The organism is Collinsella sp. TM09-10AT (assembly GCF_003436275.1).
Lineage (GTDB): Bacteria > Actinomycetota > Coriobacteriia > Coriobacteriales > Coriobacteriaceae > Collinsella.
The window spans coordinates 37,321-56,881 of sequence record NZ_QSOP01000013.1 but is presented as its reverse complement, the minus strand read 5'-3'; the positions used below and the strand labels follow the sequence as shown (position 1 = coordinate 56,881).

General features: G+C 61.2%; 13 protein-coding genes. 11 read left to right on the top strand and 2 right to left on the bottom strand.

The features are described from left to right. Window positions 1–31 precede the first annotated feature (31 nt). The 6 genes from DXD77_RS06695 to DXD77_RS06670 all read left to right on the top strand — a co-directional run bounded on the left by DXD77_RS06695 (window position 32) and on the right by DXD77_RS06670 (window position 9,587). Window positions 32–694 (top strand): TetR/AcrR family transcriptional regulator, encoded by a 663-nt coding sequence (locus DXD77_RS06695; protein WP_158548909.1) that lies wholly within the window; start codon window positions 32–34, stop codon window positions 692–694. 100 nt (window positions 695–794) lie between these two features. Next, a complete protein-coding gene (locus tag DXD77_RS06690; RefSeq protein WP_117563831.1) occupies window positions 795–2,057 on the top strand; it encodes an MFS transporter in 1,263 nt (420 codons plus the stop codon). Between the two features lie 115 nt (window positions 2,058–2,172). Continuing rightward, window positions 2,173–3,030, top strand: a complete 858-nt coding sequence (locus DXD77_RS06685; RefSeq protein ID WP_117563830.1) for an HAD-IIB family hydrolase — start codon at window positions 2,173–2,175, stop codon at window positions 3,028–3,030. A 121-nt stretch (window positions 3,031–3,151) separates the two neighbouring features. Then, complete coding sequence (locus tag DXD77_RS06680; RefSeq protein WP_117648260.1) at window positions 3,152–3,862, top strand: TetR/AcrR family transcriptional regulator; 711 nt, start codon at window positions 3,152–3,154, stop codon at window positions 3,860–3,862. A gap of 12 nt (window positions 3,863–3,874) precedes the next feature. Beyond that, window positions 3,875–8,656 (top strand): 2-hydroxyacyl-CoA dehydratase, encoded by a 4,782-nt coding sequence (locus DXD77_RS06675; protein ID WP_117646020.1) that lies wholly within the window; start codon window positions 3,875–3,877, stop codon window positions 8,654–8,656. Window positions 8,657–9,137: 481 nt separating this feature from the next. Continuing rightward, the gene (locus tag DXD77_RS06670; RefSeq protein ID WP_117563827.1) at window positions 9,138–9,587 is read left to right on the top strand and encodes a hypothetical protein; all 450 of its coding nucleotides are present in this window, start codon (window positions 9,138–9,140) and stop codon (window positions 9,585–9,587) included. Between the two features lie 105 nt (window positions 9,588–9,692). Here the strand turns inward: DXD77_RS06670 and DXD77_RS06665 are convergent, their stop codons facing one another. Further along, complete coding sequence (locus tag DXD77_RS06665) at window positions 9,693–10,832, bottom strand: DUF389 domain-containing protein (protein ID WP_117563826.1); 1,140 nt, start codon at window positions 10,830–10,832, stop codon at window positions 9,693–9,695. Between the two features lie 308 nt (window positions 10,833–11,140). Here DXD77_RS06665 and DXD77_RS06660 point away from each other — a divergent pair, with 308 nt between their 5' ends. Beyond that, window positions 11,141–14,596, top strand: a complete 3,456-nt coding sequence (locus DXD77_RS06660; RefSeq protein ID WP_117563825.1) for a CAP domain-containing protein — start codon at window positions 11,141–11,143, stop codon at window positions 14,594–14,596. Window positions 14,597–14,796: 200 nt separating this feature from the next. Here the strand turns inward: DXD77_RS06660 and DXD77_RS06655 are convergent, their stop codons facing one another. Beyond that, window positions 14,797–16,500 (bottom strand): OPT/YSL family transporter, encoded by a 1,704-nt coding sequence (locus DXD77_RS06655; RefSeq protein WP_117563824.1) that lies wholly within the window; start codon window positions 16,498–16,500, stop codon window positions 14,797–14,799. Window positions 16,501–16,692: 192 nt separating this feature from the next. On the opposite strand from DXD77_RS06655, the gene DXD77_RS06650 reads away from it, so the two are divergent. The 4 genes from DXD77_RS06650 to lgt all read left to right on the top strand — a co-directional run bounded on the left by DXD77_RS06650 (window position 16,693) and on the right by lgt (window position 19,541). Then, a complete protein-coding gene (locus tag DXD77_RS06650; RefSeq protein ID WP_117563823.1) occupies window positions 16,693–17,544 on the top strand; it encodes a type III pantothenate kinase in 852 nt (283 codons plus the stop codon). A gap of 84 nt (window positions 17,545–17,628) precedes the next feature. Next, window positions 17,629–18,153 (top strand): dCMP deaminase family protein, encoded by a 525-nt coding sequence (locus DXD77_RS06645; RefSeq protein WP_117563822.1) that lies wholly within the window; start codon window positions 17,629–17,631, stop codon window positions 18,151–18,153. A 177-nt stretch (window positions 18,154–18,330) separates the two neighbouring features. Beyond that, window positions 18,331–18,609 carry a NifU family protein gene (locus DXD77_RS06640; protein WP_035137589.1) on the top strand — a complete coding sequence of 93 codons (279 nt, stop codon included), beginning with the start codon at window positions 18,331–18,333 and terminating at the stop codon, window positions 18,607–18,609. Window positions 18,610–18,719: 110 nt separating this feature from the next. After that, a complete protein-coding gene (gene lgt, locus DXD77_RS06635; protein ID WP_117563821.1) occupies window positions 18,720–19,541 on the top strand; it encodes a prolipoprotein diacylglyceryl transferase in 822 nt (273 codons plus the stop codon). The last annotated feature ends 20 nt before the right edge of the window (window positions 19,542–19,561 follow it).

Sequence of the window (19,561 nt, the reverse complement as noted above, 5' to 3'; positions counted from 1 at the left end):
GCACAAGACTTGCGTTGCGGATGGGCGGATTATGGGTCGCAATAAATATCCCGAGGAGACGGTCGCGAAGATTCTCGACGCGGCACTGGAGCTATTCTGCGCACAGGGTTATGAGGGGACGAGTATTCAAGATATCGTTGACCGTCTCGACGGCATGACCAAGGGCGCTGTCTATCATCACTTCAAGAGCAAAGAAGAGATTTTCAACGCCGCGTTTGATCGGGCGATGACTCCGATTGTTGAGCACCGCCGCTCGATGCTTGGCGTCGGTAATATGACCGGAGCCCAAAAGCTCAGGCGGCTGTACGCGCCCGAGTCCGTTGTTCCGCAAATTGAGCTATGGGCACGCATGCATCCTGCGGCGGATCCGGTAAAAAGCTCGCGTCTACTGGCGATGCAGTACCAGGGCTCGTTTGACGAGTCAGCCGATGGCTGTCTCTTGCCAGTGATCGAGGAGGGCATCGCCGACGGCTCCATTGCGTGCGAATGCCCGCGCGAAGCGGCGGAGGCCGTGTCGTTGCTGGCGAATCTCTGGTTGCTGCCACTGTTCCGTCCGCTCGAGCCCAAGGAGCGAATGCTCGCTCGTGCACAATGTCTGGCGCAGATGGCCGCTGCGGTGGGACTCGATTTGGGCGAGGAAGTGCTCCAGACAACGGCACGGATTTGGGACGTATGGGACCGCGCTGGGTGGTAATATAGATACCAACGGTATGTAATTGATTTGTGAGGGTAGCCACGGCTGCCCTTTTCAAGTCATTAAATACATACTAGTGGTATGTATAGGGGGTGGGCTTATGGCTGGGCTGAGAGACGTCGGCGTCTCGTTGAAATCAAAAACAGTGCGGTCAATCAGGCTCGCGGAACTTCTGGTTGCGCAGCTGTGCACGTATTCGATGCTGTCGGCGCTGTGCTTTGCGTATCCACTTTACTTGTTCGATTGCAGTGGATCGTCAACGTTATATGGCGTCGTCGTGGCGACGGCATTCATACCCGGCGTACTCGCAACTCCGGTTGGCGGAATCTTGGCGGATAGGGGAAGACATCGCGAGGTCCTCGTGGCCCTTGGCATTGCTCTGATGACTGCATCGCTGCTGTCTATCCCCATGAAGCGCTCGTTGCCTCTTGCGGTCGTCGTAGTAGCGATACTTTGTGTTCAATATGGTGTTCAATCGCTGCTAAAGCCAATGCTCCAAATTGAGACGGTGCACATGGCGGGTGAAAAGAAGGTTGAGCGGGCCACTGCATTGGTTTCGCAGGTGACCATGGTGAGCAATATCTCGGGTCCTGTGGTCGGGACGGCAGTCTATGGGTGCTTTGGCATCGATGCTCTTTGCGCAACCGCGTCGGTGGCGTTTGCGATTTCAGCTCTCTTGTTTGGGGTCGCAATCAAACAAAATGCCTCATCTGAAACGATGGGAGACGGCGCGACTCGTACGACATACCGAAACGATTTTTGGGAGTCGATTCGGTATCTGTTGCAAAATGCATCATTGGTCGCTGTGATTTTGCTTGCGGCCGTTTTGAACCTTGCGTTGGTTGGGCTAACGATTGGCGCTCCCATTATTGTTACAAAGCATCTCGGCATGCAATCGTCCTGCGTTGGGATAGTTGAGGTTGCTCTGGGCTTGGGTGGTCTTACTGGCAGTGGCTTGGTCAGCATTTGGCCGCATCGCTTTTCTCTCAATGGCATATGTCGATATGTTGCGAGGATCTGTTTTGGAGTCGTACCGATTATCGTTACGCTACTGTTCGGCGCAGATGTATGCGTGTTCACCGTGTTTGCGGTTGGTTCGGCATGGATCATGGTGTGGGCAAGCATTGCGTCGGTTGAAATCATCGCGTTTGTTCAGCGGGTAGCGCCGGCTGAGCTCTGCGGAAAAGTGCTTTCGGTCGTTTACATGGTCCTTTCCTGCGCAACACCTATCGGCCAATTGACGTACGGGGTTGCATATGATCGATGGACACCGGCGATTGTATTCGCAGGCATGCTGGCGGTGCTGACGTTGACGACGGCTCTGTTTTATCGGCTGAAAAATCGCTTGCGGCGATTGTCTTAACGTGCTGGGGCACCGTGAATTTGCGGAGGCAGTGGCCCGCCGCGCCGGGACGGCATTGTTTGGGCATGCCTCTCCTTCGTCTACAATATCGTGCAGACGAAGGAGAGGCACGCCCATGATCAAGATGTTCGCGAGTGACTTAGACGGAACGCTGCTGAACGCCCTGCACGAGGCGGATGGGACCATCCGCCGTGCCATTCGCGAGCTGACCGAGGCCGGCCTGCATGTGGTTCCCGCGACCGGACGCTCGACGCTGCCGATCGGCGAGCATGGCTTTACGGGGCTGGCGCTCGATGCCTGCTGCTCTAACGGCTCCATCGTGCGCGACAGTCATGGCGAGGTGCTCAAGACCTGGACCATCGATCCGCAGATCACCGAGGAGCTGCTCAAGGAGTTTCCGGATATCTGTTTTGACTGCTCCACGCCCGACGGCATGTTTTCGAGCGGATCGTTCGAGATGCACCAGGCGGGCTTTAAAAAAGACAGCCCTATCAAGCGCATCGTGATGCGCGGCATGCGTGCGCGTGGCGGGTACCACGAGGAACAGTACTTCGACCAGTCGATCGGTGACATCCTGCGCCACGATGTGTGCAAGATCAACTGTCGCGTGACCTCGCCCGAGCTGGAGTGCGACCTTAAGGCGTATCTGGCCGAGCGCTCGGACCGCGTGGTCAACGCGCCGTTCGATCCGGTGATGTTCGAAATTACGGACGTGGCGTGCAACAAGGGCGAGAGCGTGGCATGGCTGGCGGGCTACTACGGTATTGCCGAGGACGAGGTCGCGGTCTACGGCGACGGCGGCAACGATATCGCCATGCTCAAACGCTTCCGCCACAGCTACGCGACCAAAAACGCTAGCGATGCAGCTAAGGCCGCCGCGAGCGCAACTATCGGCAGTTGCATGGTCCACGCCGTCCCCAAACACATGCTCGCCACCATGCGCAAGCAAAACTCCCGCACCGTCATCGAATAATGTGACAAAGAGACTGCCCCCTCGTCACATTCCAAATATTGCCTTTACGTGTTGATACACACGGTGTGCAATAATACTCGCACTGTGCAATAGCGCACAGGCTGAGTAACAAGGAGGACGCTTGTCCCAGCTCGAGAAATGCGATCGCCGGTCCCTTCGCTCGCAGCGTGCCCTTCGCCAGGCGCTTGCCAGCGAGCTTGCCGAAAGCGGCGACCTTTCGCGCATTAATGTCGCGTCGCTCACCGAGCGCGCTGGCCTTACGCGTCGCACGTTCTATTCGCACTACCGCGATATCTCCGACTTTATCAATCAAATCGAGGACGGCTTGCTGGCCGAGATCCGTGAGCGCATTGAGTTCATTACCGCAGCTCAGCTGCCTGATCTCTATCACAATATCGATGAGCTCGAGCCGGCGCCCGGTTCGGTTGAGCTGCTGCGTTATCTTGCGGCCAACCGCGACTTAATCGGTGCGCTGCTGGGGCCGGGCGGCGACCAGGCCTTCATTAAAAGGATTATCGACACTGCGCGTGAGGCTGTGGTGCCGCGTGCGCAGACGGGCATTTTGGGCCTGGCGCTGGGCACGTTCTTTGACTACTACGTCACCTACGTCGTGAGTGCCGAGGTCGGCATGATTCAGCGCTGGTTTGAGCGTGACCTTTCCGAATCGCCCGAGGCCATGGCGCGCATTATGACGGTGCTCGCTTTTGTTCGTCCTGGTGACCTGTATGGCCAACCCATCGATATCAACGTGCCGGAATACGGCATGAAGCTATTGAACTTGCAGCTCGAGGACGCGGCCGACACCGCCGCAACCGTCGAGTCCAACAACTAAGAGGAGAGACAGATGAGCAAACTCGTCGAGGGCATCAAGGATCGTATGGTTGCTGCCGCACGCGAGGCCGCGCCCGCCGTGGTGGACGCCGCGCAGAAGGCCGCGACCGCGGCAGCCGAGAAAGTTGCCGAGGCAGTTGCCGATGCCAAGAACGCGGCAGGGGAGACGTCCGTTACTAGCGAGCCCGCCACCGCCGCTGAGCCCATAGCCGCCGCCCACGCCCCCGAAGGCGCGATCTTCAATCCCGAGAACGCCCGCGGCAACCTACACCTGGGCATCGACGTGGGCTCCACCACTGTTAAGCTCGCCGTGCTCAACGACGACAACCAGATCGTCTACGCCAAGTACCAGCGCCACCACACCGACGTCCGTGCCTGCGCCCGCGACCTGTTCGAAGGCGCTGCGACCGTGCTGCCGACGGCCCAGATGACCTGCGCCATTACCGGCTCGGGCGGCCTGCTGCTGTCCCAGTGGCTCGACCTGGAGTTTGTCCAGGAGGTCATCGCCAGCAAGCGTGCCGTCGAGACCCTCATCCCGGCCACCGATGTCGCCATCGAGCTGGGCGGCGAGGACGCCAAGATCATCTACTTTGATAACGGCATCGAGCAGCGCATGAACGGCACCTGCGCCGGCGGTACGGGCGCGTTCATCGACCAGATGGCAACCCTGCTGCACACCGACGCGAGCGGCCTCAACGAGCTCGCGGCCAACGCCACCACCATCTATCCCATCGCCAGCCGCTGCGGCGTCTTTGCCAAGACCGACGTCCAGCCGCTGCTCAACGAGGGCGCCCGCCCCGAGGACGTGGCCGCTTCCATCTTCCAGGCCGTTGTGACCCAGACCATCTCGGGCCTGGCGTGCGGCCGTCCCATCCGTGGCAACGTCGCCTTCCTGGGCGGCCCGCTGCAGTATCTCTCCGAGCTGCGCCACCGCTTCTACCTCACGCTCAACCTGGACGAGGAACACCGCATCGTGCCCCAAAACGCTCACTTGTTTGTGGCGAGCGGCGCCGCCATGGCGCACGAGTCCAACAAGCTCAGCACGTTCCCGCAGCTCATCGAGGCCATCGACAGCTTGGGCGACACGCAGGGCGCCGAGGTCGAGCGTCTGAATCCGCTCTTTGCCACCGACGAGGACTTTGCCGAGTTCAAGGGTCGCCACGACCAGGAAGTCGTCCCCAAGGGCAAGCTCGACGGCTACACCGGCCGCGTGTTCATCGGCATCGACGCCGGCTCCACCACCATGAAGGCCGCGCTCGTGGGCGAGGACGGTCAACTGCTGCACACTTGGTACGGCAACAACAACGGTGACATCCTGGGCACGGCCAAGGTCATCATGGCCGATTTCTACAACCACATCCCCGCGGGCTGCACCATTGGCCACGTGACCACCACGGGCTACGGCGAGGCGCTGCTCATCGAGGCCCTCAAGGCCGATTCCGGCGAGATCGAGACCGTCGCCCACCTGCGCGGCGCCAAGGCGTTCCTGCCCGGCGTCGAGTTTATCCTGGACATCGGCGGCCAGGACATGAAGTGCCTGCGCGTCAAGGACGGCGTGATTGAGCACATCATGCTCAACGAGGCCTGCTCGTCGGGTTGCGGCAGCTTTATCGAGAGCTTCGCCGTCTCTATGAACATGGACGTACGCGCGTTCGCCGATGCCGCCATCCATGCCAAGGCCCCCGTCGACCTGGGCAGCCGCTGCACGGTCTTTATGAACTCGCGCGTCAAGCAGGCGCAGAAGGAAGGCGCCACGGTGGGCGACATCGCGGCCGGCCTGTCTTATTCCGTCATCAAGAATGCCCTGTTCAAGGTCATTAAGCTGCGCGATCCCAAGGAGATCGGCAGCCAGGTGATCGTTCAGGGCGGCACCTTTATGTCCGACGCCACGTTGCGCGCGTTCGAGCAGCTCACCGGCGTTCACGCCGTGCGTCCCGACATCGCCGGCTGCATGGGCGCCTACGGTGCGGCCTTGCTCGCCCGCGATCGCGCTGGTGCCGACGGCACCTCGACCATTCTTTCTGCCGAGGACATCGCACACCTCACCGTGACGCAAAAACACGTCCGCTGCGGCCGTTGCTCTAACAACTGCCAGCTCACCGTCAACGACTTTGGCGGCGGCAGGCGCTTCATTACCGGTAACCGCTGCGAGAAGGGTGCCGGCCACAAAAAGCAAAAGACCGAGGCGCCCAACCTCTTCAAAAAGAAGAACGATCTGCTCTTTAACCGCGAGGTGCTGAGCCCCGACGAGGCCCCGCGCGGCACCGTCGGCATCCCGCGCGCGCTCAACATGTACGAGAACTACCCCTTCTGGCACGCGTTCTTTACGCGCTTGGGCTTTAGCGTGCAGCTGTCTGACCAGTCGAGCAAAAAGACCTACCAGGCGGGCATCGAGTCCATGCCGTCCGAGAGCGTGTGCTATCCGGCCAAGATGAGCCACGGCCATGTGATGAACCTCATCGACCGCGATGTCGACTTCATTTGGATGCCGTGCGTGCGCTGGGAGCGCAAGGAGGATCCGACCGCCGGCAACTGTTACAACTGCCCCATCGTCATGAGCTACCCCACGGCGTTGGCACTCAACATCGACGAGATCCGCGAGCAGAACATCGAGTTCCTGTACCCGTTTGTGCCCTATCATGACAAGACCGAGCTCAAGCGCCGTCTGTACCAGGTGCTCGCCGTCGACCGTGTGGCCGATGCTGAGGCCGGTCGCGGACGCGTGCGCGGTCCCAAGATCACGCGCTCCGAGGTCGATGCCGCCGTCAACGCCGCCTTTGAGGCCGATGCGCGTTTCCACGAGGACATCCAGACCATGGGCGAGGAGGCTCTTAAGTGGGTCGAGGACCACGGCGGTCACGGCATCGTGCTCGCCGGTCGTCCCTACCATAACGACCCCGAGATCAACCACGCCCTGCCCGAGCTTATCTCGAGCTTTGGCTTTGCGGTCTTTACCGAGGATTCGCTCGCGCATCTGGTAAAGCCCGAGCGTCCGATTCGCGTCGTCGACCAGTGGATGTACCACAGTCGCCTGTACGCCGTCGCCCGTTTTGTGACGATGCGCAACGACCTGGACCTGATCCAGCTCAATTCCTTCGGCTGCGGCCTCGATGCCCTGACCACCGATCAGGTGCAGGAGATCCTGGAGGCCAGTGGCAAGATCTACACCGTGCTCAAGATCGACGAGGTGTCCAACCTGGGCGCCGCGCGCATTCGCATCCGCTCGCTCATGGCGGCACTCAAGGACCAGGAGGCCGAGCGCTTGGCCGAGGCCACGGCTGCGGGCAAGGTCTTTGAGCAGGGCGACGCTGCGCCGGTGGCGCCCTCCACGGATGCCCCCGCGTTCGCGAGCCGCAAGTACACGTTCGAGGCTCAGCGCGAGAGTGCTTCGACCGCATGGCCCAAGGTGCCCTTTACCGAGCAGATGCGCGACGAGGGCTATACCATCCTGTGCCCGCAGATGGCGCCGATCCACTTTGACCTGGTCAAAGAGGTGTTCCGCGGTGCCGGCTACAACTTGGAGCTGCTGCCCTCGACCGACCACGATGCCGTCGAGGCTGGCCTGCGCTATGTGAACAATGACATTTGCTACCCGTCGATTCTGGTGACGGGCCAGATTATGGAGGCCATCGAGAGCGGTCGGTACGACCTGTCCAAGACCGCCGTGGTCATCAGCCAGACCGGCGGCGGCTGCCGTGCCACCAACTACATCGCGCTCATCCGCAAGGCCCTGCGCGAGAGCGGCCACCCCGAGATCCCGGTGATCTCGCTTTCGGCCGTGGCGCTTGGCGAGGACAACCCCGGCTTCAAGCTGACGCCGGCGCTGCTTAAGCAGGCAGTCTACGCGGTGCTCTTTGGCGACGTGATGATGCAGATGCTCTACCGCTGCCGCCCGTACGAGGCCACGCCCGGTGCCGCCAACGCGCTCTATGAGGAGTACATGGCGCGCGCTCGCAAGCTGGCGCCCAAGTTCAACAGGCATAACTACACCAAGCTGTGCCGTGAGGCCATTCGCGCGTTCGACACCATGCCACTTGTGGGCGAGGGCACCAAGCCGCGTGTGGGCGTGGTCGGCGAGATCCTGGTCAAGTTCCACCCCACGGCCAACAACCACGTGGTCGATGTCATCGAGCGCGAGGGCTGCGAGGCCGTGGTGCCGGGCCTGCTCGACTTCTTCCTGTACTCCATGAGCAACGCCGAGCTGCAAAAGGACGAGCTGGGCAGCTCCGCTACGACACGTGCGGGCATGCAGGCGCTCATCAAGCTCGTGGACTGGATGCGTACGCCGGTTGAGGAGCTGCTCGAGAAGTCCCAGCGCTTTGAGGCGCCCGAGCGTATCGGCACCATGGCCGACAAGGCCCGCACGGTGCTATCGGTGTGCAATAACATGGGTGAGGGGTGGCTGCTCACAGCCGAGATGCTCGACCTGATCGACCACGGTGCGCCCAACATCATCTGCACGCAGCCCTTCGCGTGCCTGCCCAATCATGTGGTGGGCAAGGCCGTAATCAAGGAGCTGCGCCGTCAGCATCCCGAGAGCAACATTGTCGCGGTGGACTACGACCCCGGTGCGTCCGAGGTCAACCAGCTCAACCGTATTAAGCTCATGATCAGCGTGGCGAAGGAGAACATGCGCGCCGGTAAGGGCTTTAAGCTCGAGAAGGTGGCGCCGCTCGCGATGGACGAGGTCACCGGCCAGATGCGTGCTCATGACGGCTGTGTGAGCTGCGGGCCGGCCAGCGAGGAGGCCGTGGCATCGGTCGCCGAGCGCCTGGGACGCGGCATTAAGAAGTAACTGGCCTGCTATGGGCTAGATATGGGACAAACGGGTGGCAGCCGTACCGGTTACCACCCGTTTTTACTGGACATCTGTTGCGTAAACGGTCCAACTATCACCCCCTGCGAACTTAGATTTCGGAAGTATGCGGCAAAATTTGAATAGGCCGAGCACGCTGGATATGTCCAAGCTCTGTGCCTGCGGTTTTATTGGTGAAAAACCGGGGTGTGCTCGAGGGCTCCGGAATTTGCCGCATACTTCCGAAAACAACGTCTCGGTGGCACCAAAAATTGCCTCCAGAACCCTGAGATAATGAACATATGTAGCCGTTCGCCGCAAATTATCGTCCGTTCATGGAACCTATCTCCAACGAGTTGTAACCATATGGTTTGATGTTGGAAACATATGATTGCCGGCGGGCCGTAGGTGACGTTTGCGCTGATATCGGAGGTACCAAGTATGTTTCGTGCTCCGTTAAACAAGTATCGGGCTGGCTAACATGAGCCGCCGTTTTGTCTCGATAACCCTTGCAGTGGTCTGCCTGGCTGTGCTCCTGGGCGCTACAGGGCTGTTTGCTATAAGCCGAGAAACGTCCTATATGCAGGAATGCGTTTCCGAAGGCTTTGCCATTGATGGTTACTATCGGGATGACAAAACGAGTCGGGAAACCCTGGCTTTTCTTGAGGAGGACAACTGTCGATGGCAGCTGGTCGACCAAGACGGAATCTGCACAGACGGGCAGTTTAAGCGTACGGATGACCCCAACATCCTGTTATTAAAGAAGGAAAACGGTGAAGAATTCGGTACGGTCCACGTGGCGTATATTTCGCGTCGACGCGATCAGGGTTGGCTCTACCTATTTAGAGATACCAAGGTGACCCGCTTTAATCTGGTGAGCACTTATCCGGCGTTTATGGTGGAGTCCGGCGATGTCGATGTGGAAAGTTGATTTACGGCAATAAAGCAGCGAGCGGGGGCGCGGTCATGAACTACGCCCCCGCTTTTTGCTCGTATTCGTGCCGCGTCTGCGCCTCGTCTCGGCCTGCGCCCTGCGTTACCTCACATCAAACTCCACGCGATCGAGTTCGGGTACATTGAGGTCGATGAGCTTGCGGGCGACGTGGCGGTCGTGCGCCCCGAGCGCCTCGCTTGTCGTCACGTGGGCGACAATCTCACGCTCGACAATGCCTTCTTCGTTGCCCTCAGTTGCCGAGGTCTCGACGGCAACGGTGTAATCCTTAAAGCCCGGCAGCACCGCGGCAAGCTCGCGCGTGGTCTCAGTGATGCCGTAGCCGTCCTGCACGCCGGCCTGCGCCGAGCCAATGGACCCCGCGGTCATAACGATGCAGGGGATGGCAAAGATGATCGTGTCCACGATGATGCGGCGGCGCACTTTGCGCGACAGCTCGTCGACCTCGGCATTTTCCTCGGCGGTCACAATGCCGTCGCCGTTGAGGTCACGCTTGAGCGGCACGCGCAAAAGAAGTAGTACGGCTTCGGCCGCCAGCGCGATAAAGACGACGTTGATGCCAAACTCGTAAAGCGCCGAGAGAAACAGCGACCCGCTTGCGATGGCGATGCCATAGCCCGCCGCGCACAGGGGCGGCATGAGCGCGGTCGCCACGGCCACGCCGGCGATGAGCGTTGCGGGCTCCTGGTCGCGTGAGTTGCCTAGGCCGCCCGCAAAGCCGCCGGCGAGCGCGACGGCGAGGTCCCACACGGTGGGCGTCGAGTTGTCGATAATGGCGGCTGTGGTGGCGCCAAGGGGCGAGAGCTTAAAGTACAACGTGGATGTGACCAGGCAAAAGGCCATTTGCAGCGCAAGGCCGGCGACGGCTTCGACGGTAATCTCGCGGTCGAGCGTGGCGATGCCGTATGCCATGGCAAGGACCGATCCCATAAGCGGGCAGATGAGCATGGCGCCCACGATGGCGATGTCCGAGTCGATATCGAGGCCGATGCTTGCGATGAGCATGGCGATGATGAGGATGCACAGGTGAGAACCGGTCAGGCGTGCCCCGTTTACAAAGCGCTTGCGAATCACGTGGTAGGGCGCGCGACCCTCGCGAATATTGAACGCTTGCTTTAGGAAGCGGGTGGCGTTCTCCATGGCCTCGCTATGGGCGGGGCGGATGCCGTGGCGCCGGTGATGGCGTTCGCGTAGTCGCTTGATCTGTTGTTTGTCGAGTTCCATGTCCACCTCGTTCTGGCACGGGCCGCGCAACGCGCCCGTTGTCCTAACTCTACACCGTGGCGGGCGGGGTGTCTGTTGGATGCGGGATCCGATAGGGCGGATGACGCGGGAGCAAATGCAAATCACAGGCTCAATTCGATCCCGCAAGAATATGATGCACCAGCTCCTACATATGTGACGAAATTGTGAAGCACGAGAGCGCGAATTTCAAAAAAATCCGCTGGTGACCAATGTTGCGCAACAGAATTCAAAAATCGGCACCTACAGTTTGAATCGTATGGATACATCCGTGTCAAAGGGAGAAAGCCATGGCAAACTACAGTCCACAACACTTTGAGCCTCGGGCTAAGGCCGTCAACGTCAAGGGCGTTGCCAACCGCGCCGTCGCAACCGTTTTGACGGCGGGCCTCATCGCTCAGCCGCTCATGTCGCCGCTGGCGGCAATCGCCGCACCGACGGCAGATAACGGCGATTCTGTTCAGGGGGGGGGTAGTTCTGTAGAGAACACCGTTGCCGCCGGTAACCAAGCGGTCGTAAAGACGGCTGCCCAGCTGGCCGAGGAGTCGGCAAAGCAGTTCAAGGACGCTCAGGCCGCCTACGATGCCGCCCAGAAGAAGGCCGACGCGGCGGGCCAGTCTCAAAAGCAGGCGCAGCAGCAAAAGAATCAGGCCTCGCAGGCCGTGACCGATAACGCCGCCGAGCAGAACGCAGCAGAAGTCGCCGCGCTCCAGGAGAAGATTGACGAGCTCAAAGCCGCCGTCGAAAAGACCGAGCAGCAGCAGAAGAAGCTGGGCGACCTGAACGATCGGCTCGAACAGGCCAACAAGAGTGTCGAGGATAAGACCCAGGCGCTCAAGGACGCCAAGGCAAAGCAGGATGAGGCCAAGAAGGCCCTCGATGATGCCCAGGCCAAGCTCGAGGCCATGGGTATGGACGAGTACGAGGCCGCCAAGAAGGCCGTCGAGGACGCGCAGGCAAAGCTCGATGACGCCAATAAGGCCGTTACTACTGCACAGGCCAATCTGGACCAGGCCAAGGCTGCCGAGGCCAGCGCCCAGCAGGAAAAGCAGAATACCGAGGCGGCTTTGACGACTGCCCAGGCCAAGAAGCAGGAGACTGCCGCTGCTCTCGCAGCCGCAACCACCGCGCGCGATAACGCCCAGCAGAAGTTCAACCAGGCGCAGGCCGCGCTCGATGCTGCCGTCTCGGGTACGGGTGTTGACCTGAGTGCGCTTGAGGCCGCCAAGAAAGCTGCTGCTGGTGAGCTCAAGACCGCGCAGGCGGAGCTCAATGCCGCGACGGATGCCGACGCCACCGCACAGACAAATCTGCAGGCCGCCCAGGCTGCCGTCGCTGCCGCGCAGGAGAAGGCCAACGCCGCCAACGCTGCTGTGGCATCTGCCCAGTCTGCATACGATGCGGCAAACAAGGAGTACAAGGACGCGGCCAGTAAGCGTGACGCCGCGAAGACGGCATACGAGCAGGCCCAGCAGACCGAGGCCGACAAGAAGGCGGAGTACGATAAGCTTGTCGAAGTTCGCAAGCAGAAGCGCAGCGAGTGGGAGGCAGCCTGCGCTGCTTCGAACGCCGCGGAAAAGGCTTATGACGCTGCTAATGTCCAGGTTGAGGCTCTTGAGCAGCAGATTGCTGAGCTCAAGTCCAACATGACCGTTGACCAGGAAGTCATCAGCCAAGGTATACTCGGCTTCATGAACTATATTAGCGACGGCAGCCAGTTCACAGCCACGCAGAAAAAGAACGCCCAGGAAGCCGTATCGATGCTGACCGGTGCCGCTGACAAGGCCGAATGGTATGACCAGTACGTCGATCAGGACATGTCTCGCGACACCAACCCGCTTTCCTTGGAGCAGATGCGCAACGCCCTGACATATCTCGACACCCAGAACAACCTCCGCAAGGCGAACGGTCAGTCGGCGCTCAGCGTCAGCCTCCGCATGACTGCGGCAGCCGCTCTTAATACATCATATTCATCGAACATCTGGGGACACTCGAACTGTTACTTCGACAACGGCGAAAATCTTGCTGGCGGAGGCGGCGCATATACCGGCGGCGAGACCGAGGATACGCTTGGCTGGCCATATACCGGTCTCTACACCCAGGAGAAAAAGGCATTCGATAAGTACGTCGAACAGTATGGTGACGCACTTGGAAGCCATCGATATGATTCATACTATATCTACCAGCACTACTACAGCATCTACAAAGAGTGCGGGCACTATCTCAACATCATCGATGCCGGCACGAAGGCTATCGGTATCGCGACCGGTAGCGGTAAGAACACCGATTCCGAGGTAACCATATTCGATTACAGCGCTGATGACACTCAGGCCGATTTCACTGTCTCCGAGTTCAAGAAACTCCTCAACGACTACATCGATTCCGCTTACAACGCAGGCGGCACGCAGGAGCAGAAGGAGCAGCTCAAGGAGCTTCAGGGCAAGCTCGCCGAGGCGCAGAAGAACTTTGGAACTACTAGGAAAGCTTACTTCGCAGCTGTAAACGGGCAGGATGCCGCCCAGGACGCTTTCACCGCAGCAGATGTGAACATGAACACCGCCAAGGGTGAGTACGAGAAGGCTAAGTCCGACACCGCCGCCGCGAAGACGGCATACGACGCCGCGAAGGACGCACTCGGCGGAATCGACATCGAGTCCCTCAAGCAGAACCTCGATGCCGCCAAGAGCAAGGCCGCCACTGCCCAGGCAGCTCTCGATAAGGCAAACGCCACGCTTGCTGACAGCAAGACGAAGGCAGCCGAGGCCGCTGCTCACAAGGCGAAGGCTCGCAGCGCCCGCGACGCCGCCAAGACAAAGTCCGAGCAGGCCAATGAGGCGTATGACAATGCCACTGCTTCGGTCAAGGATCTTACCGCCAAGCGCGATGCCGCCAAGACGGATCTTGCGAACAAGCAGGGCACGCTTAACGATGCCAAGAAGGCCGACGACACTGCCCAGGCTGGCGTTGACAAGGCTCAGGCCGCAGATGTGCACGCCGCGACCGCTCTTTCGGGCGCCAAGCAGGCAGTTGCCGCCAAGACGCAGACCCTGTCCGACGCACAGGCGAAGGCCAAGGCCGCCGAGGGCGAGCTGGCTACCGCGAACAAGGCCTTCGAGCGCTTCGCCGGCGCTCAGAAGGCGGTCGACGACGCCAAGGCCGCCTATGACGCTGCCGTCACCGGTGTCGCCGATGCCCAGAAGCAGCTCGAGGCCGCCAACGAAGCCGTCGTCGATGCGAACCTCGATATCGTCAAGGCCAAGGCCGAGCTTGCCAACGACGAGGCGCTCAAGGCCGATCTTGAGGCTGTCGACCACAAGGCATCCCTTGCCGCGGGCACGACGGGTAACGAGAAGCTGGTCAAGCTGAACGCTGCCTACGCTCGCTATAAGGCCGCCGTCGATGCCGCCGCTGGTCTCAAGGCTGCTCTGAGCGATGCCGATGCCAAGCTGTCCGATGCCAACGACGCCTATGCCGCCGCGCTTGCCGAGCTTGGCGATGCCAAGGATGCCCTGGCTGCCGCTCAGGCCGAGTACGACAAGTATCATCCCAAGGCTGAGCCGCAGGCCAAGCCTCAGGTTGCGCAGGCTGCTGCAAAGGTCTCCGTTGCCAAGAAACAGGCTGCGCCTGCCGCGCTCGCCCAGACCGGTGATGACTCCGCGCTTGCGGGCGAGGTCTTCGTTATCGGCGGTATTACACTCGTGGCTGCGGGTGTGACGCTCGGCGATCGTCGTCGCAAGCAGATGTAGCGTTTCGAGCGTAGTTTCTGCAACGAACTTCGGTTCATAGCGGGACCGTCTCGATAGCCAAACGATAAGGCCGGCGCGCTGTCATACGCAGCGCGCCGGCCTTTCTTTGCGTTGGTATCAAAAAGCCCGGTCGGCAGCCGCAAAAGCTACCGACCGGGCAAGTCGTAGGCAATATGGTTGCCGTCGAGCAGCTGCTCAGCTTAGCCCAGCAGGCTTAAGCCCACGGAGACAAACGCCAGGATAACGCCGACGATGGACTCGCCGCCGAGCAGGCCGCTGGCGACAACCAGGCCCTGTTCCTGGAAGGCGGCGTCCTTGGCAGCCCTCTCCTCGTCAGAAAGACCAGCGGTGGCGTCGCGGTGGGCGGACCACTTGTCGTAGGCGAGCTTGACGCAGGAGCCCAGGAATGCCGTGAGTGACATGTAGAACGGCAGATACACGCCCAGGCCGATCATCATGGCCGGAATGCCGAGCCAGTACATGACGATGCCGGCGATAAAGCCGCCGGCGAACCACGGCACGCTCGGGATGCCCGAGACCATGGTGGCGACCACACTTGCCTGCGCGGCAACAAAGCTCTTGTCGGGGCCAAAGGCGTCCGGGCCATAGGCGGTAACGAGCGCGACCATGACGGCTGCGGCGACCAAGGCGCCCACGATGCCGCCGATGGCCTGGCCGATCCACTGTGCGCGCGGGTTGGTGCCCAGCACGGCACCGGCCTTAAAGTCGTTCATGACGTCGCCCGCAAGGCCGCACGCCACGGCTACGATGCCGGCGATAAAGAACAGCTTGACCTGAGCGATCTGTGCGAAGGCAGCCACGATGAGCATAACGATGAGGCCAAAGATTTCCATGGGGTCGATGCCCGTCTGGCCGCAGCTCTGTGCGCTCATGATGGTGGTGACAAAGGTGAACAGCGTGACGATGACGGCCGGAACGGGGCCAAGGTCAAGCACGATGGCGATGACCACGGCGATGGCGGCAGCGCCTAGGCCGATGATGCCGGCGTCGAGCTTAAGGGAGCCCGAGATGAGCGACTGCTCGTCGGTGTCGGTGGAGCTGTCGGCGGCAAGACCGCGGACGATGCCGGCGATCTGCGGCAGGATGTCCTTGAGGACGACGGCGACGCCAAAGCCCATCATGAGACCCATACCCAGGGACTTGACGATGCCCTGCGCGGTTACAACGTCGAACAGACCGGCAGCGGTGCCGCCCACAATGATGCCAAAGTTGCCTAGCAGGGCACCGGCAAACCAGAAGGCGACCGGGGCGAAGCCCACGAGGAAGCCGACGGAGAGCAGCATGGGCGAGTTGTAGATGCCAAAGGTCACGCCGGGGATGTTGAGCGTGCACAGCATGCTGGGCACCACGCCCAGGGCGTCACGAAGCACGCTGTAGATGCCGGCGATGGCCATGGAACCAAAGAGCTGCTTGCCGGTCTTGCCGCCGGCCTCGGTGGCGCGCAGGGTCTGAGCTGCGGCGTTGCCGGTGGGGAACTCCAGCGCGGCGTCCACGATAAAGTGACGGTGGATGAGCGCGGTGGCCAGCAGACCCAGGATAGTGCCGGCGAGTGCCACGATAAACATGTCGAGCCAGCTGATCTGGTCGGCATAGCCCAGCATCCAGGCACCCGGGATGGTAAACGCCAGGCCGCCGGCGACCATGGCGCCTGCGGACATGATGGTGTGGGTGACGTTTGCCTCGTTGAGGCTGGCGTTGCCCATGAGCTTAAGGAAGAACAGCGAGATGACGGCAGCGAAGACGATCGGCCAGGGGAGTGCGCCCATCTTGAGGGCGGTGTAGGCCGAGCTTGCCGTGATGATCACGCAGCCAAGGACACCGATGACGACGCCGCGCAGCGTGAGTTGCCCGCGCATCGAGGCGCGGTTCGAGGGATTGCTCATATAGAACTCCTTTGCGTATATCCGCTTCCCCCGGGAGCGCCGCTACGGATACGGCGCGGGAAGTCGGGTTACCAAGGGCCGCCGCGTGAGCTCGCGCGCGACCGCGCACCAGTATAGCCGCAAGCTAGTCATTTTGGGATGACTGGTTTAGGTAGGCGATATACTGCTGGGCAGACGAAAGGAGCGCCGACGATGCTTAATGGGTGCGCATATATATTGACGGTCGACGTGGGCAACACGTTCATTCGCTTTGGCCTGTTTGCCGAGGATTCAGCCGCGGCACAGGAATGCCCGCTCGCGACGTGCGAGATCACCACGCCGTCGAGCATCACAGCCGACGAGGCGCGCATGAGGCTCGCGCAGGTCATGGGTGCACTGGCAGCCGATGCGGGCATGCCGGGCGCGCTTGTGCCCACGGCTGCCGTGCTGAGCTGCGTGGTGCCGGCGCTCGAGCGCCCGTGGAAGACGGCGCTTTCCCGTACATGCACGGGGCGTGTGCTCACGGTGGGGCCGGGCCTCAAGACCGGCATGCCCGTGCACTACGACGATCCGGCCGAGATCGGCCCCGACCGCATCGCCGACGCCGTGGCTGCCCGCGCCGTCTACGGATCGCCGTGCATCGTGATTGACCTGGGCACTACGACCAATATTGAGGTCATCGATGCGCGCGGTACCTTTGTCGGCGGCGTCATCGCGCCAGGTCTGGCGCTCGGCGCCCGCTCGCTCTCGGCTGCTGCGGCACGCCTGCCGCAGGTCGAGCCCTCGGCACCCACGCATGTAATCGGCCGTAACACGCGCGAGGCGATGCGCTCGGGCGTGGTTCTGGGCGAGGTGGCCCGCATCGACGGCATGCTCGACATGGTGCTTGCCGAGATGCGCGCGACCAAGGCCGCGGGGGAGGGCGACGTGCCCATCGTCATTACCGGCGACGACGCTGAGGCACTCGCGGCGTTGGTCGGCCACAGCCTGACGGTCGACGACGCGCTGACGCTGCGGGGCCTCGCCGAGCTCTACCGCATCAACCAAAAGCCCCGCCGCGTGTAAAAGTGAGGGCGCCGGTGGGACAAACGCCTCCACCTTTCACCTGCTACAATGGGTCAAACTATTGCGATTACGGAGGTGTCTGCCATGTCGGACGATCTTCATCAAACTTCGTCAGGCAAGCGCCTGGACGTCATTAGCTGGGACGAGTTCTTTATGAGCGTGGCCATCGCCGCGCAGCGCCGCAGCAAGGACCCCAACACGCAGGTGGGTGCGTGCATCGCCAGCACCAACCACCGTATCCTTTCGGTGGGCTACAACGGTACGCCCTCGGCGCTCAACGACGACTTTTTCCCGTGGGGTACGAGCGACGACCCGCTACAGGACAAGCATAACTACGTAGTCCATGCCGAGGCCAACGCCGTGCTCAACTACCGCGGCTCGCTTAAAGACCTTGAGGGATCCACGGTCTACGTCACGCTGTTCCCGTGCCACGACTGCGCCAAGATCCTGGCGCAGGTGGGCGTGGGCGAGGTCGTCTACCTGGACAATAAGTACGCCGATACCGACGACGGCCGCATCAGCCGTCGCATTCTCGACTCCTGCGGCATCAGCTACCGCCAGGTTATCGTCGATGTCCACATTGGCACCGGGGAACAAACTCAGCAGTAGCGGCAGCGTGTGCTAGCGCCGGGCGTCGGCAAAAGCAGCTAAAAAAACCCCGTCCCAAATTGACTACTCGTGAAAGTCGCGTCTGCGCGCATGGACGGCTCGTGAGCGGGTACATGGCTGTAGTAACATAGCTTCTGTTCGCGGGCGCGCCCGCGTAATTGTGAGAAAGGAGCCCCTGTGGCTGTTAACGAAGAGCTGCTTAAGAAGGTTCTTGAAGAGATTCGCCCCAACCTGCAGGCCGATGGCGGCGATATGGAGTATGTGGGGGTCGACGACGAGGGTGTTGTCAAGCTGGAGCTGCAGGGCGCCTGCGCCGGCTGCCCCATGAGCTCGCTAACCCTTTCCATGGGTATCGAGCGCATCCTGAAGGAGCATGTGCCCGGCGTTACCCGCGTTGAGCAGGTCAATGCTTCCGGCGAGGCCGAGGACCTGTACGACGAGTACGCGCCGTTCTAAGACGCGAAAGCTGCGGACGGTACGCTCCGCATAGACGTTACGTCCAAATATGCGGCTGCGAGCGTAAGGCCCGCGGCCGCATATTTGGACGTAGGGAGCAGGGGATCGATATGCTCAACGACCTCTACCATATGCTTGATCCCGTCGCGATCTCGGCGGGCCCCATCACTATCTACTGGTACGGCCTGGCCTACGTGGTCGGCGCCCTGCTCACGGCGGTCGTTATGTACCGCACGCAGCGTCGTTGGGGCTTCGACATTACGATCGATGACCTGACGAGCGTCGTGGTCGGCGCGGTCTTTGGCCTCATCATCGGCGCGCGCCTGTTTTACGTCGTCTTTTACGGCGATGGCTACTATTGGACCCACCCGCTCGAGATCTTTGCCACCAACGAGGGCGGCATGAGCTTCCACGGCGGCCTGGTGGGCGGCATCTTGGGCGGCATCATCGTGTGCCGCATGTATAAGCTCGACGCCTGGACCGTCGCCGACCTTGCCGTGATCGGCGCCCCGCTGGCCCTGTGCCTGGGACGCTGCGCCAACTTCGTAAACGGTGAGCTGTGGGGTAAGCCGACCGATCTGCCCTGGGGTGTGGTCTTTGGCGGCACCGCGGGCGATGTGCCACGCCATCCCTCCCAGCTCTACGAGGCGTTTCTTGAAGGCATCGTGCTCTTTTGCATCCTGCAGGTGCTCAGTCGCAAAAAACCGCTGCTGCCCCAGGGTACGTTTATGGGCGTGTTTGTGATGGGCTACGGCATCGTCCGTTTCCTCGTCGAGTTTGTGCGCGTCCCCGATGCCCAGCTGGGCTATCTGCTGGGCGGCGTCATCACCATGGGTCAGCTGCTGAGCCTGCCGCTCGTAATCGCGGGTCTGGCGCTCATCATCTTCGCCCGACACCGCAACCGTCCCCAGCGCGTCTACCTGGACGCCTAACCAAGACCACCACAAAGGGG